General features: G+C 60.9%; 13 protein-coding genes. 1 reads left to right on the top strand and 12 read right to left on the bottom strand.

The genetic code is table 11. From position 1 onward, the window contains the following. Positions 1 to 131: 131 nt before the first annotated feature. The 11 genes from WBK19_RS18545 to WBK19_RS18595 form a co-directional block, all read right to left on the bottom strand. The gene (locus WBK19_RS18545) at positions 132 to 2,078 is read right to left on the bottom strand and encodes a putative bifunctional diguanylate cyclase/phosphodiesterase (RefSeq protein WP_511292403.1); all 1,947 of its coding nucleotides are present in this window, start codon (positions 2,076 to 2,078) and stop codon (positions 132 to 134) included. A 163-nt stretch (positions 2,079 to 2,241) separates the two neighbouring features. Then, entirely contained in the window at positions 2,242 to 2,466 is a 225-nt protein-coding gene (locus WBK19_RS18550) for a YgaP family membrane protein (RefSeq protein WP_511292405.1), read from the bottom strand. After that, positions 2,463 to 5,693 carry an efflux RND transporter permease subunit gene (locus WBK19_RS18555; RefSeq protein WP_511292407.1) on the bottom strand — a complete coding sequence of 1,077 codons (3,231 nt, stop codon included), beginning with the start codon at positions 5,691 to 5,693 and terminating at the stop codon, positions 2,463 to 2,465. Before WBK19_RS18555 ends, WBK19_RS18550 begins: the two co-directional genes overlap by 4 nt. A gap of 3 nt (positions 5,694 to 5,696) precedes the next feature. Continuing rightward, positions 5,697 to 6,632 (bottom strand): efflux RND transporter periplasmic adaptor subunit, encoded by a 936-nt coding sequence (locus WBK19_RS18560; protein WP_511292409.1) that lies wholly within the window; start codon positions 6,630 to 6,632, stop codon positions 5,697 to 5,699. A gap of 148 nt (positions 6,633 to 6,780) precedes the next feature. Beyond that, complete coding sequence (locus tag WBK19_RS18565; protein ID WP_511292411.1) at positions 6,781 to 8,058, bottom strand: MFS transporter; 1,278 nt, start codon at positions 8,056 to 8,058, stop codon at positions 6,781 to 6,783. A gap of 33 nt (positions 8,059 to 8,091) precedes the next feature. Further along, positions 8,092 to 8,394: a c-type cytochrome gene (locus WBK19_RS18570; RefSeq protein WP_511292413.1), complete on the bottom strand. Its 303-nt coding sequence runs from the start codon at positions 8,392 to 8,394 to the stop codon at positions 8,092 to 8,094. A 73-nt stretch (positions 8,395 to 8,467) separates the two neighbouring features. Next, complete coding sequence (locus tag WBK19_RS18575; protein WP_511292415.1) at positions 8,468 to 9,526, bottom strand: potassium channel family protein; 1,059 nt, start codon at positions 9,524 to 9,526, stop codon at positions 8,468 to 8,470. After that, a complete protein-coding gene (locus WBK19_RS18580; RefSeq protein WP_511292417.1) occupies positions 9,523 to 10,020 on the bottom strand; it encodes a DUF3124 domain-containing protein in 498 nt (165 codons plus the stop codon). Before WBK19_RS18580 ends, WBK19_RS18575 begins: the two co-directional genes overlap by 4 nt. A 95-nt stretch (positions 10,021 to 10,115) precedes the next feature. Beyond that, positions 10,116 to 10,496: a response regulator gene (locus WBK19_RS18585; protein ID WP_511292419.1), complete on the bottom strand. Its 381-nt coding sequence runs from the start codon at positions 10,494 to 10,496 to the stop codon at positions 10,116 to 10,118. After that, the gene (locus tag WBK19_RS18590; RefSeq protein ID WP_511292421.1) at positions 10,493 to 13,246 is read right to left on the bottom strand and encodes a response regulator; all 2,754 of its coding nucleotides are present in this window, start codon (positions 13,244 to 13,246) and stop codon (positions 10,493 to 10,495) included. The genes WBK19_RS18585 and WBK19_RS18590 overlap by 4 nt, the downstream gene beginning before the upstream one ends. Beyond that, on the bottom strand, positions 13,246 to 13,581 hold the full coding sequence (locus WBK19_RS18595; protein WP_511292423.1) for an Hpt domain-containing protein: 336 nt from the start codon (positions 13,579 to 13,581) through the stop codon (positions 13,246 to 13,248). The genes WBK19_RS18590 and WBK19_RS18595 overlap by 1 nt, the downstream gene beginning before the upstream one ends. A gap of 209 nt (positions 13,582 to 13,790) precedes the next feature. Here WBK19_RS18595 and WBK19_RS18600 point away from each other — a divergent pair, with 209 nt between their 5' ends. Continuing rightward, positions 13,791 to 14,495, top strand: coding sequence for a response regulator transcription factor (locus tag WBK19_RS18600; RefSeq protein ID WP_511292425.1), 705 nt, complete (start codon positions 13,791 to 13,793; stop codon positions 14,493 to 14,495). An 87-nt stretch (positions 14,496 to 14,582) separates the two neighbouring features. On the opposite strand, the gene WBK19_RS18605 is transcribed toward WBK19_RS18600, so the two are convergent. Continuing rightward, the coding region (locus WBK19_RS18605) for a YybH family protein (RefSeq protein WP_511291105.1) at positions 14,583 to 14,992 on the bottom strand (410 nt) is incomplete at its 5' end.

Consider the following 14,992-nt stretch of genomic DNA (forward strand, 5'->3'; position numbering starts at 1 on the left):
CGCGAACCACAGCAGTGGCCGAAGCTGTTGCGAGGATGAGCTACGACGCCAGGCGCACAAAGACAAGTTTTCATGGTTTGATCAATTGCGCAGCAGACCACTGGCCGTCAACGCCGCGCCTTCAAACAGTCTCAGGCAGACAGCGCGGCGTATTCCTCACAGCGACCGAAGCCAACCACCTCGGCAGCCGACACCGGCTGGTAAAAATGGAATCCCTGGACGCGCTCGCATTCGAGCGTACGGAGAAATTCTGCCTGGGCAAAGCTTTCGACGCCCTCCGCTACCAATTGCAGGCCGAGCGAGCGGCCGAGCATGACTATCGAAGTGACCAGCGAGGCGGCGTGCGTGTCGGTATCGACATCAGCCAGGAAGGAGCGGTCGATCTTCAGCCGGTCAAGCGGGAAGCGACGCAGGTAGGACAGCGACGAGTAGCCGGTACCGAAGTCGTCGATGGCCAGCCGGACCCCCATGGCCTTGAGCTGGGCCAGCGTCTGGATGGCGGCATCAACCCCGTGCATGACGGTGCTTTCGGTAATTTCCAGCTCCAGGCGTTCAGCTGGCAGGCCGGTTTCGGCCAGCACACCTTGCACGGTCTGGACGAAATCGGGCTGGCGGAATTGATGGGCCGAAATATTGACGGCCATTTCACCCATGTCGATACCGGCGTCGAGCCAGCTACGAACCTGCCGGCAGGCGGTCAGCAATACCCAGTGGCCGAGCGGCAGGATCAGGCCACACTCTTCGGCCACCGGAATGAACTCGACCGGGGCAATCATGCCGCGCAGCGGGTGGCACCAGCGGACCAGCGCCTCGACGCCAACAACCTTGCCGCTCAGCAGATCGATCTGCGGCTGATAGTGAAGCACCAGCTGATTCTCGGCGAGGGCCCGCCACAACTCGCTTTCCAGATGCAGACGTTTGTTGGCGGCGGCGTTCATCGACTCGGCGAAGAACTTGTAGTTATTGCGCCCGGCAGCTTTGGCCGCGTACATCGCCGCATCGGCATTGCGGATCAGCGTCAGGCTGTCACGGCCGTCTTGCGGATACAGGCTGATGCCGATCGACGGCGTACTGTGCAACTGATGGCCGTCGATGTCGCAGGGCTGGCCGATGGCGCTGACCAGACGATCAATCAGCCTGACCACGGCAGCACTGTTGTCGAGCTGATCGAAAACGACGACAAACTCGTCCCCACCAAGACGGAACAGGCGTTTCGTGCGATCCATTTCTGCCGCCAGCCGGCGGGCGATTTCGGCCAGCAAGCGATCACCGGCATGGTGGCCCAGCGAATCGTTAACCGTCTTGAAGTTGTCCAGATCGATGATCAGCAGTGCCAGATGGTTGATACCGGGCACCGCGCTGTCGAGCAGGTGGCCGAGGTGACCGTCAAGCGCCAGACGGTTCGGCAGGTTGGTCAGTTGGTCGTGATGGGCCAGATACTCGAAGCGTTCGGCCTGGGCCTTGGCGTCGCTGATGTCGGCAAAGGTGGCGACAAAATGCGTGACCTGCCCCGCCTCATCGCGAATCGCCGTGATGCGCATCTGCTTGGGATAGATTGCGCCATCCTTGCGCCGATCCCAGACCTCGCCTTCCCAAAGGCCGTTCTCGGCGACGAAGTCCCAGATGCTGCGATGAAAGTTCAGCCCCTGGTGACCCGAGCTGAGCATGGTCGGGGTTAAACCGATGACCTCTGTTGCCGCGTATCCGGTCATCCGCTCAAAAGCTGCGTTGACCGACAGTATCCGCTGCGCCCCATCGGTAAGGATCATGGCCTCGGAAGCGTGGTCGATGATGCGCCGCTGGAGAGTGAGCTGGCGGCTGGCCTGATCACGGATGCCGAACAACAGACGGCACCCTTCGATGATCAACAAGGCAGCGACAAGCCCTATCGTCAATAGCACGAGGCCCCATGTCGGCGCGCCCATTCCAAGGCTACGAGCGGAATCACCGGTCGCGTCGGCGGCAAGATGTCGGTCGATGGACCACCAATCCAGACCGAGGGAGCACCAGGTCAGGACAATCGCCCCAAGGGCGAAAACGACGAGTTTACGGCCAGCGAAAGCCGGATTCTGCACCACAGGGTAAGTACGCCTTTAGTTATATCGAGGCAGTTTAACCCAATAAAAACAATGTTTCACGAAGTTTTTCTAAAGCCGATTCACAGAAAAATCAGCCTTCATACCCAAGGCAATGTCGCCTTGGCTTAACCCCTGATATCAAAGTGGATTTACAGGAGTTAACCTAGCTGCCGCAAGACCCGTTGCTGCGCTTGACGCCCATTTTGGCCAACAGTTTTTCCGGCGGGCAAAAGCCGGTAAATCCGCTCTGCAGCAGGTTCAGACCGACGAAAGCCGTAAAGGCCAGGAACCATTCCGAAACGAAGATCGGGCTGCCTTGATAACCGAGGGCGAGGGAAAGCACGACGAAAAATCCCGCCATGATGCGGATGATGCGTTCAATGGTCATTGTTGATGCTCCTTGCGGAAGGCTGAGAAATAGAGAACAGGAATGACGACCAGCGTGAGTAGCGTGGACACCATGATGCCGAAGATCAGGGCAAGGGCCAGCCCGTTGAAGATCGGGTCGTCGAGGATGAACATGGCGCCGAGCATGGCAGCCAGCGCGGTCAGGGCGATCGGCTTGGCACGTACCGCAGCCGACTGGATGACCGCCTCGCGGAAGGGCATGCCGGTCGCCACCTGCAGTTTGATGAAATCGACGAGGAGGATCGAGTTGCGGACGATGATGCCAGCCAGGGCGATCATGCCAATCATCGAAGTCGCCGTGAATTGCGAGCCGAACAGCGCATGGCCGGGCATGACGCCGATGATGGTCAGCGGGATGGGCGCCATGATGATGAGTGGCACGAGGTAGCTGCCGAAGTGGGCGACGACCAGCAGGTAAATCAGGATCAGGCCGACGCCGTAGGCGATGCCCATGTCTCGGAAGGTTTCGTAGGTCACCTTCCATTCGCCATCCCATTTCACGCTGTAGCCGGCGTAGGGATCGTTCGGCTGGCGGATGAACCATTCACCGAGCGTGCCGCCCTCCTTGAGTTCCATGCCGTTGATCTTGGAACGGATATCGAACATGCCGTAAAGCGGCGAATCGAGCTTGCCGCCCATGTCGCCGACGACGTATACGACCGGTAGCAAATCCTTGTGGTAGATGGCCTTTTCGCGGGCTGCGTCGCGCACTTCGACCAGCTCGGAAACCGGCACCAGTTGGCCGTCACGCGAGCGAACGCGCAGTTTGAGGAGCGCGTCGAGGCTGGATTGCTTCTCAGCCGGCAGGGTCACCCGAACCGGGATTTCCAACTTCGATTCGGTGTTGTGCGCCGGCGTGACATCCTGCCCGGCCAGACCCATGCTGACGACTTCGACGATGTCGCTCTGCGCCACGCCGAGTTGCGCCGCCTTGCTTTGCAAGACGTGCAGGATGATCTTGCGCGAATCGGCCTCGATGTAGTCGTCGACCGCGACGATGTCTTTGGTTTCCTCGAAAGCCTTGCGCACCTGCTTGCCGACGCTCATCTGGCCCTTCATGTCCGGGCCGTAGATTTCAGCCAGGATGGGCGACATGACCGGGGGCCCGGGCGGTACTTCGACGACCTTGGCGACGCCGCCGTTGAACTTGCCGATGGCCTCGATACGGTCGCGCAGGGAAGCAGCGATTTCATGGCTCTGCCGCGAACGATGGTGCTTGTCGGCCAGATTGACCTGAATGTCGCCCTTTTCCGGCAAGGCGCGCAGGTAGTACTGGCGGACCAGGCCGTTGAAATTGATCGGGCTGGCCGTGCCGGCGTAGGCTTGATAGTTGGTGACGTCCTTTTCAAGCGCCAGTTCGGCGCCGATTTCGTGCAGCACGCGCGCCGTTTCCTCGACCGGCGTACCGACCGGCATGTCTAGGATGACCTGGAATTCGCTCTTGTTGTCGAAGGGCAGCATCTTGAGCACGACGAGCTGGAAGTAGGCCAGCGACACCGAGCCGAGAATGAGCAGGACAACGGCAATGGCCAGCTTGACGCGCATCGCGCCGCCCTTGATCGGGTCGAGGAAGGGGGTCAGGAGCTTGCGGAAAGTGCTGTCCAGTTTGGCATCGAGCTTCGACGGCTGATGGGTTCCATGCGCATTGCCATGCGACTTCATCATCCTCGCCGCCAGCCACGGCGTGACGACGAAGGCGACGGCCAGCGAGATGGCCATGCCCATCGACGAATTGATCGGAATCGGGCTCATGTACGGCCCCATCAGGCCGGTCACGAAGGCCATCGGGAGCAGAGCGGCGATCACCGTCAGTGTCGCCAGGATGGTCGGACCGCCAACTTCATCGACGGCCGGCGGGATGATTTCGAGCAGGCTTTTTTCCGGGTACAACCCTTGCCAGCGGTGGATGTTCTCGACGACGACGATGGCGTCATCGACCAGGATGCCGATGGAGAAAATCAGCGCGAACAGCGAGACGCGGTTAAGCGTGAAACCCCAGGCCCAGGAGGCGAACAGCGTTGCCGCGAGGGTTAAAGTGACGGCGACACCGACGATGACCGCTTCACGTTTGCCCAGCGCGAAAAAGACGAGCAGCACGACGAAGGCCGTGGCAAAAATCAGCTTGCCAATCAGTTTCTGCGCCTTCTCGGTCGCCGTCTCGCCGTAGTTGCGCGTCACGGTGACCTCGATGCCATCCGGAATGACCGTGTTTTTCAGGTCATTTATCCGGTTGACCGCAGCAGTCGCCACATCGGCCGCATTGACGCCCGGCTGCTTGGAAAGCTGCATGGTGACAGCGGGGAACTCGCCGCTCTGGTCGCCAAACCAGGCGTAGCGTTTTGGCTGATCAGGGCCATCCTCGACGGTCGCCACATCGCTCATGAATATGGGTTTGCGCTCTCCGGCTTCGCCACGCACAGCAATAACCAATTGCTTCACGTCAGCAGCCGACTCGAGGTAGGTGCCGGTCTGGACGAGCACTTCGCGGTTGCCGGAGGTCAGGTTGCCGGAGGATTGCAGCGCGTTCGAGACTTTGAGCGCGCCAGCGATGTCCTGCGGCGTGATGCCGAAAGCGTTCATCCGCTCGGCATCCATCAGCACGCGGATCGCGTGATCGGGGCCGCCGATGGTCGAAATGTCGCGCGTGCCCTTGATCCGTTTCAGCTCGATCTCGACAGCGCGGGCCACCTGCTGCAGGTCGAAGGCGGAGCGATTCGGGTCCTTGGTCCAGAAAGTCAGCGCGACGATCGGCACGTCGTCGATACCGCGCGGCTTGATGACCGGCGCCATGACGCCAAGGTTGGCCGGCAGCCAGTCGCTGTTCGAATGCACTGTATCGTAAAGGCGAAGCACCGCGTCGTTGTATTTGACGCCGACGTCGAACTGCACGGTGATGATGGCCATGCCCGGGCGCGAAGCCGAGTACACGTGCTCGACGCCATGCAGGCGAGAGAGCACCTGTTCACCGGGACGAGCGACCAGATTTTCGACATCCTTGGCCGAGGCGCCTGGAAAGGCGACCATCACATCGGCCATGGTCACGTCAATCTGTGGCTCTTCCTCGCGCGGCGTGACGAGGGTGGCGAAGAGGCCCATCAGGAAAGCAACCAGCGCCAGCAGCGGCGTCATCCGCGAATTCTGGAAGGCGGCGGCAATGCGCCCGGAAATACCCAAACTCGTCCCGAGCGTAGTCTTCTCGCTGCTCATGGCTTAATTAGCCGACTTGAGCTGAATACCGGCCTTGACCGGGTCGGTGACGACCTTGTCACCAGCCGACAAGCCAGCCAGCACCTCGATTTCGCCCTGCCCCACGGCATCGCCAAGGCGCAGCTGGCGCAGCGAGAGGCGATTGTCGGCCGACTGCACGTAAACGGCAGCCACTTCGCCACGACGCAGCACGGCGCTGGCCGGGACGGTCAGTTTTTCTGACTGGCCGGTGATGAAATGAACGCGGGCGAACATGCCCGGCGTCGCTTCCGGCACATCGGGCAACGTCACACGGACTTGCGAAACGTGCGTTGCGGCATCGGCCGTCGGCAAGACCTGAACCTTGACCGCATCGACCCATCTGCCCAGTTCCGGGAATTCGACGCGGGCGGTTTTGACATCGCGCATCGCCTTCAGGCGGTATTGCGGAATGCTCGCCGTGACGCGCAGGGTACCCGGCTGGTAGATCGTGAACAGCGGCTTGCCGGGCGTCGCCATGTCGCCCATTTCGGCGTGGCGGCGGGCGATGATGCCGGTCATCGGCGCGACAATGGTGGCGTAGCTCTGACCGGCGCCGGCGGCAGCGCGATTGGCGGCGGCGGCATCGAGGTCGGCGCGGGCCTTGTCGAGCGCAGCCGAGCTCATGAACTTCTGCGTGACGAGACTTTTCGTCCGGTCGTAACTGACCTTGGCATTGGCGTATTGCGCCTCGGCAGCGCGCGCTGCTTCGGCCGCCTCGCGGCCATCAATACGCATCAGCACATCGCCCTTTTTGACCGACTGGCCGGCGTCAGCCCTGACTTCGAGGACGCGGCCGGCGGTCTGGGCGCCGACCGTCGCCTGCTGCACGGCTTCGACCAGCGATTCGGCCGGGAAGGCCAGATCGACGGCATGCGGCTTGACCGTGATGACGGGCAAAGGCTCACCGGCGAATGCCACGGTCAACCCGAAAAAAAGGCTAAAAACGAAAGGTCGGAGAATGTTTGCGTTCATAAATATAAGCATACGCTAATTTATAGAAGCGACACAAGCCATGTGCCGCTGATTCATTGATTTTATTGTGTTTTGTCGAAAGCTACAGCGTAAATCATGAGGCCTGCCAGATATTCCGGCAGCGCGTTTCCTTGATCCACCAGCATGATGCCGCGCCGAGGATGGCGCAGACAGTCACCACCAGCACCCCGTGGCGCCAGATTTCGACATCGTAGACGCGCGCCCCGCTGACCATTTCGCCCGTCCAGCCGAGGTCCATAACCCAGCCAACGAAGGGCTGCAACAGCGCCGCCGTCATGAAGCCGCCCATGTTGGCGACGCTGGTCGACATGCCGGAGAGCAGCGGCGGATTGACCTCCTTGGCACAGGCCCAGGTCAGGCTGAAGCCGGCCGTGGTGATGCCGAGCAAGGCAAAAAGCAGATAGGAAACCGGAAGCGGCATGCTCACACAGGACAACAGGATCAGCCAGATCACGCCATACAGATGTGAAGTCACAATGAGCACCGGCTTGCGCCGGCCGAGGCGGTCGGACAGGCTGCCCAGGAACAGGCAACCGACGGCAAAACCGCCGAACCATAACGACAGGTGCGTCGTGGCGACCGATCTCGCCAGGCCATGCACCTGCATGAGGTAAGGCGTCGCCCACAAACCGGCGAAGGTAAAAAAGGCGCCGCACATGCCGGTATTGACCAGCAGCGGGGGCCAGGTGTCACGGTTGCGGATGACCGAAAGCAGGCCGGAAATCACAGCCGTCCGGTCAAAGTGGGGCTTCGGCGCGGCATTGCCGCCCTCCGGCGCATCGCGAACGATCAGCCAGCACAGCACGCCGAGCGCCACCGAGACGAAACCGACACCAATGAACACGCCGCGCCAGCCGGTCGCCTGGGCCACCGCCGAGAGCGGCGCGCCGGCCAGGACCGAGCCGAGATTGCCGATCAGCATGCAGATGCCGACCATGGTGGCGAAGCGGTTTTCCTCGAACCACACGGCGATCAGTTTGAGCATGGCGATGAAGGTCACCGACACGCCCAGACCGATCAGCGTCCGCCCGATCAGCGCCAGTTCGAGCGTCGGCGCCATGCCGAAAAGAAAACTGCCGGCACCGCCGACCAGCCCGCCCAGGGCCAGAATCCGGCGCGGCCCCAGCGTATCGGCGAGGATGCCGGTCGGCACCTGCATCAGCGTATAAACGTAAAAATAAGTCGCCGCCAGGACGCCCAGCGACGCCGCCGAAGTATCGAAGGCGGCGGCCAGATCCGGCGCAATGCCGGCCGGGGCAAAACGCTGGAAGAAAGACAGAATGTAGGCGACCGCAACGACGCCGAGGGCTATCCAGCGGCGGCGCATCTGTTCGTGGGTCAGTGCTTTCATTCAGTCTCGCTTCTCGTCATCCGGCGCCAGCGCTTACTTCTGGGCGAGAACCCATTTGGCGAGGGTCGCCGCTTCGGCATCGGTCACATTGTTCGCCGGCATCGGCACCTGGCCCCATTCGCCCTTGCTGCCCCCCTTGATCTTCGCCGTCAGCGCGGCCTCTGCGCCTTTTTCAGCCGCACGCTTGGCCGCGATATCCTTGTATGCCGGGCCGACAATTTTCTTGTCGATGGCGTGGCAGGTCATACAGTTCTTGGCCTTGGCCAGTTCCGGCGAAGCCTGCGCGGTGCCGGCCAGCAGCAGGAAAGCGCCGGCAATGATGATTGTTTTTTGCATGTTTATTTCCTCCGAAAAATTGCGGCCGACAGAAAAACCTGTCGAAAAACCGCCTAACCCCAAAAAAGTCTCTTCAAGACGCCATTTCGATCAACAAGGTCTCGATTTCAGTGCGCCCGACCGGGCTGGCCATGGCGATCAGCATGAAGCCAGGCTTGAGCAGAAAGTCCTTGTCCGGATTGAATTGCCAACTGCCGTTCCGCTCGCGCACGGCGAGAAAAACGTAATTGGCACTACGCAACTGCAGCGAGCCAAGCGGTTTGGGAATGAACCCGGCCGGTACCGGCACCTCTTCGACACGCAGGTTTTTCTCCGATTTCAACATTTCGTCGAGAAACGAAACCACATGCGGCCGGATCATCGCCGACGCGATGCGCATGCCGCCCGTAAAGTCGGGTGAGACGATGGCGTCGGCTCCGGCCTTCCGCATCTTTTCGATATTGCGTGTTTCGGTACAACGCGCCACGACACGCAATTCGGGCTTCAACTGCTTGGCCGTGATGACGATCATCAGGTTGCGCGAATCGTCGCCAGTCACCGCGAACAGACCCTTGGCATCTTCCAGATCGGCGGCGATCAGCACGTCGTCGTCGCTAGCATCGCCGTTCAGGTAGAGAAAACCAATGTTCTTTTCCTTGTACTCTTCGAGCCGGTGCAGGTCTTCGTCAATGCCGACGAAATGCCGGTTGGTCGCCTCCAGTTCGTGCGCGATATTGCGTCCAACCCGGCCGAAGCCGCACAAAATGTAGTGGCCCTTGAGTTTCTTGATTGCTTTTTCCATGCGTTTTCTCCGCAGGGTTCCATTGAGGTCGGTTTCGAGCAGCGCTACAGTGACGACCGAAAAGAGCAGCGACAGATTGCCGGCACCGAGAATGCCGATCACGACCGTCAAGATCCGCGCCGGCTGGTTGCTCGCCATGTCGATGATTTCACCGAAGCCGATGGTGGCGACGGTGATGAAGGTCATGTAGAAGCAGTCGAACCACGAATACTTGCCTTCGGTCAGCACCATGTAGCCGATGGTGCCGAACAGATGCACGGCAAACAGCATGCCGAGCGCGACATAGAGCAGCCGGACGATGTAGCCGGTCTGCAAGGTCCTAATCGGAGATGCGCTCGAATTGCCGTTCATTCAGTCAGCGGCACCGACTGGGTCATAAAAATGACGGCCTTGCCGCCATCCATATTGACGTGCAGCGACTCGACTAGCGGCGGATTGACCGGCTGCTCGGCTTCCCATTTGATGATGAAATTGGCGCCCGAGCCACCGGAAGCATCGTTCAGTTCAACAAACAACTCGAGCGTACCGAGCGGCGGCACGACAGTCGGCACCGACACGCGCTCGCCGAGCAATTTGCCGCCGGTATCGAAATACCTGGCCGACAGCACCCGGATCGAACGCTTGATGTCGGTGTTACGAATGCTGACCAAGGTAGACAGCAAGACGTTGGAGGCCTTGCCGCTCTTGCCCAGATTGCCGTAGAGCATGTGCGAGTAGATCGGCAGGTAAAGCGTTTGCCCCTTGGCCAGCGGTCTGGCTTCCTGGGCGAATGCCACGGTCGACGGCAAAAAACTGCCAAAAACAAAGGCGTAAAACAAGCCTCGCCAGAATTTCCGATATCGCATTTCTTTCCCCTTGTTCTGCCGCCCCTGGCTTTGATGCCATTTGTCCAGATTCTGCCACAAGCCTTGCCCGGCGGGGCGGCGGGAAACTCGGGGGCTTAGCGCTTTGCGGCGGCCAGCAGGGAACGCAGCTGGCCGGCCAGCGAGGTCCAGTCAATCGGCTTGGCGATGTGACTGGACCCCAGCTGGCCTGCCCGCTCGAGAAATTCGGGATCACTGCGCCCGGTCAGCAGAACGACAGGAAACCCGCTGCCCTGCGCCTGGCGGATGGCAGCGCACACCGCGAAGCCATCGAGGCCGGGCATTTCGACATCGAGCAGGGCAAGATCGAAGCCCGAAGTTTGAAACCTGGCCAGCGCAGCGTCGCCGCTATCGGCCAGCGTCAACACGAAGTCGCTGCCGGCCAACGCTGCCTGCATCAACAACCGGGTTGTCGGATCATCATCCGCCGCGAGAACCCGCCAGGGCGTGGCACTCATGCCTCAGGCCTGGCCAGAAGTGCCCTCAGGGCGGCTTCGACGCGCAGCCATTCGGCGCGAACGCCGTCCACCCGGGTCAGCAGTTGTCGCATATTCCCGTCCCGGCCGAATTGCTCGATCTCGCTGCACCGCCTGGCCAGGCCGTTGGCGCCGACGTTGAAACTGCTCGACTTGAGGGCATGGGCAGCGCTCGCCAGCAAGCCGGCATCGCCTTCGGCCAGCCCCTCATCGAAGCGACCCCACTCACGCTCCGCCGCTTTGAGATAGGCCGTCAGTACCTGCCCGACGAGCGCCTCCGCACCATCCGGAGACAGGGCACGAATTTTCGCTAGGGCATCCGGATCAAGCGCCGCACCATCGCTGCGCTCATGCCCGGAGCGGGCCGAATCATTGACGACAACCGGCGACTTTCGCCGCTCAGCGGGCAACCACTGCGCCAGCATCTTCAACAGGGCCTCGCCGGTATAAGGCTTGGCCAGATAGTCGTCCATCCCGGCAGCCACGCAGCGCTCACGGTCGCCCTTCATGGCATTGGCGGTCAGCGCAATGACCGGCAGATGCTGACCGCTGAGCGCTTCGCGTTCCCGCAGTGCCGCGGTCGCGGCGAAACCGTCGAGAATCGGCATCTGGCAATCCATGAGGACCAGATCGACCGTCTCGGTCGCCAGCAGATCGAGCGCCTGTTGACCATCCCCCGCGGCGACAACTTCCAGTCCCAGTCTTTCCAGCTGGGCCCGCGCCACAATCAGATTGCTTTCGTTGTCCTCGGCGAGCAATACCTTGCCCCGCAACTTCTGACTCGCCGGTAGCGCTTTCGGGCTGTCGCCGCGCTCCGGGCGGCCGAGAGCGGCGTCGACCGCACGCAGAAAATCTGCCTGGCGCAAAGGCTTGGCCAGGCAAGCCGCGACCTCCAGCCCGGCCTGCGCCAATTGCTCAGGCATATCGGGGGCCGACGAGAAAATGATGACCCGAATCGCCGACAGCCGTGAATCAGCACGCAGGGCGCGCATCAGGTCAATTCCTGACATTTCGGCCATTTCCATATCGACCAGCAATAGCGCATACGGCTCGCCTTTGGCCATGGCGGCACCAGCCATGGCCAGCGCTTGCAGACCGGAACCGGCCGTATCCGCCGTCAGCCCCCGACTGTTCAACTGGGCCAACAGAATGTCGCAATGCGCCGGCGTGTCGTCGACGATCAGCAAGCGTCGGCCAGTGACGACGACTGGCACATGCATCGGCTTTTGCTCCGGCAACTTGCCGAGGGGCATGGCCAACTCTACCGAAAAGCTTGCCCCCTGTCCCGGCTGGCTCTCGACGCTGATACCACCGCCCATCATGTCGACCAGGCGCTGGCAGATGGCCAGCCCCAGGCCCGTCCCGCCGTACTGCCGGGTGGTCGAGCCATCAGCCTGAGCAAAGTGCTCGAAAATTCGCTGCTGGGCATCGAGCGGGATGCCGATACCGGTGTCTCGCACGGTCAACCGGAATTTAAGGCCAAATTCGGAATGTTCGAGCACGCGCAAACGCAGGAAAACCTCGCCGCTCGCCGTGAATTTGATGGCATTGCCCAGCAGGTTAACAACAATCTGCCGCAAACGCAGCGCATCGCCACGGACCACCAGGCTCTCGTCCGGCGGAAGATCGGCCAGCAGCTCCAGACCTTTCTTGCCGGCCTGCTGCGAAAACAGTTCGAGCGATTCCTCGAGCAAGTGGCGCAAATCGAAATCGACCACATCGAGTTCCAGCTTGCCCGACTCGATTTTCGAAAAATCGAGAATGTCGTTGATGATCCCGAGCAGGTGTTTTCCCGAGCGCTCGACCGCCTCGACAAACTGGCGCTGGGTCGGTGCCAGTTCAGTATTGAGCAGCAGTTCGGTCATGCCCAGCACGCCATTCATCGGCGTCCGTATCTCATGGCTCATCGTCGCTAGAAACTCACTCTTGGCCAGGCTACCGGCCTCGGCCGCCTCCTTGGCAAGGCGCAGTTCACGCGTCCGCTGCTCGACAATCTGCTCGAGATTGCCCAGGTGGGTCGACAACCAGTGATCGCGTTCGCGAATCTGTTCGACCATCTGGTTGAAACCATTGGCCAGCTGGGCAATTTCCGTCACCCGACTGTCGGCAGCACGAATATCGAGCCGGCCGACCGAAACTTCCGCCATGCGCAGCGTCAGGTCCTGCAAGGGCTCGATCAGCTTTTCCACGTGCCGCGCCTGCAAACGCAAGGCGACGGCCAGAGCGACAGCCGTTTCAAACAATATCAAACCAAGATAAATCAGCAGCTGTTGATAAACACTGCTCAAATCGATACTCAGCCTCAACCAGCCGAAGGGCTGGTCTGGCGGGCCAGCCGGGGCCAGAAAATCGATCCGGCTCCAGGAAAACCGATGCCCGGCCACCGGGTCACTCAAGGGCATTGGCCTGGCATCTTCAACACCGTGGCTGTCGTAGGCAACGAACACCGAATGATCCTGCCGGTACAACGCAGCCGAATGGAGATAAGGCATGCTGCGCAGAAGCGCGAATCTTTCGTTGAATGCCTCACGCTCCCCCCCGGCCAATGCCGGGCTCAAACTTTCGTTGAGCAATTCAAGGCGAGCGTAGCCTTCGGCAACATGCCCGCGCATTGCCATCCAGCCAGCGGTGCACAAGATGAATATGCTGACGAAGGCAATCGCCAGAAGCAGCACATAAAAATTGATGCTGGCCAGTCGGGCGCGAATGGAAACGGTCGGCATCTGGTTCATCACACCCGCCCATCCGGCACCGGCTTTGTTGATTTCCAGGCCTCCGCCGCCGAAAGCCAGGTTTGCCGAAATGATGCGTGCAAGCCTTGGCGCAAGCTTTCCTGAACCGATGTCGCCAGCCCGGCCTGGCATTTCAACAACTGATCCTCAAGAGCAGCCGCCGCCTCCGCCAGCGCCGTCGCGCCGACATTTGCCGCCGCGCTGCGCAACGCGTGCACCCTCTTTTGCTCCCTGGCGTGGTCGCCGACACTCTCCTGCCACGCCTGTTCCCAGTCGGCAAAATGCTCGACGAACAGGCCGACGGCCTGCCACCAGAGCATGGGCTGATCGAGCATGCGAGCGACAGCTGCAGTCACATCAAAACCATCCAGGGAACGGGGAACAGACATCCAGTGCGGCACTATATAAATCAGTCGGAGAGGTCACAAACAGAGGGCAATTGTCGCCCGAGACGCTGGCTCAATGTTAAAAATTAGTAAAACAAAGCCTTTGTTTTGCGATGGATTACAATCCCCGCTTTATCGTGTAATCGAAACGAATAACCATGCGTCAGACTGCGCTCATAGTTGAAGACGACCCGGGAACTCGCCACGTATTGAGTACGACACTGGCCACCGCCGGCATCGACTGCATTTTTGCCGAAACCGGCGCCGCCATGTGGCGACGTCTTGACGAAAAGCCCGACGTCATCATTCTTGATTTAAGCCTGCCCGATGCCGATGGCCTTGAGCTGCTCCGCCAGCTTCGCCAGCACTCCGAAATTCCCGTTCTTATCCATTCAACCCGCTCTGACGAAATCGAACGCATTATCGGCATTGAGATCGGTGCCGACGACTTCCTGCCCAAGCCCTGCAACATGCGTGAATTGCTGGCCCGCACCCGCAGCCTGCTACGCCGAACCCAGCGCGCCGCAACTGGCCGCGGCGAGATGCGCCGCCTGCATTTCGGCAACTGGATACTGGATACCGCCTCGCGCGAACTGACCCGAACCGGCGGCCAGCCGACACCGCTTGGCGTGTCGGGCTTTGCACTGCTCGCCGCCTTCCTTGAGCACCCCTTCGAGCCGCTCTCCCGCGAACAGCTATCGCGAGTCCTCAAGCGCGAATACGTGCCCTACGACCGGATCATCGACGTCCACGTCAGCCAGATCCGCCGCATTCTCGGCAAACAGCCCGATGGCAGCGCTTTCATCAAGACGCTGCGCTCGCAGGGCTACGTTTTCATCGCCGAGGTCGAACCACTAAGCTAAGCCCCGCCCCCCATTAACGCCAAAGGCCATGCAATTGCATGGCCTTTGTCTTGATTGTCCGGTTTTCAGCCGAACACAGCGGCGGCCTTACTTCACCAGTCCCTTGCAGCCGCCCACGGTGTTGCCGTTGCACGGAATGGACGTCTCCCGGTTGATCAGCCACTTGCCGTTCACCTTGATCATCTCCAGGGTCTTCTGCGTCGTGTCGTTGTAGCCCTTCGACTGATAGATCTGGCGGAATTCGGCAAAGGCACGGTCGTTGCCGTCCATCCTGACTTTCATGTCCTGAATGTCGACGTTGATGTCACCACGGGCCGAGATGCGACCTCGGCGCAGTTGCGCCCAGTCTTCGCGGGTCAGGCCACCGTCCGGGGTGAAGGTCGGGGCGTAGAAGGCGCTGTAGGCGGCGTAGTCTCTGGCTGACCAGGCGGCTGCCCAGGATTTGACCTGGGACTGGATGCCGGCTTCGGGGCCGAGGGCGACGGGTGCGGCGGCAA

Origin of the sequence: Azonexus sp. (assembly GCF_049652925.1) — a bacterium.
In the GTDB taxonomy this organism is placed as follows: Bacteria; Pseudomonadota; Gammaproteobacteria; order Burkholderiales; family Rhodocyclaceae; genus Azonexus.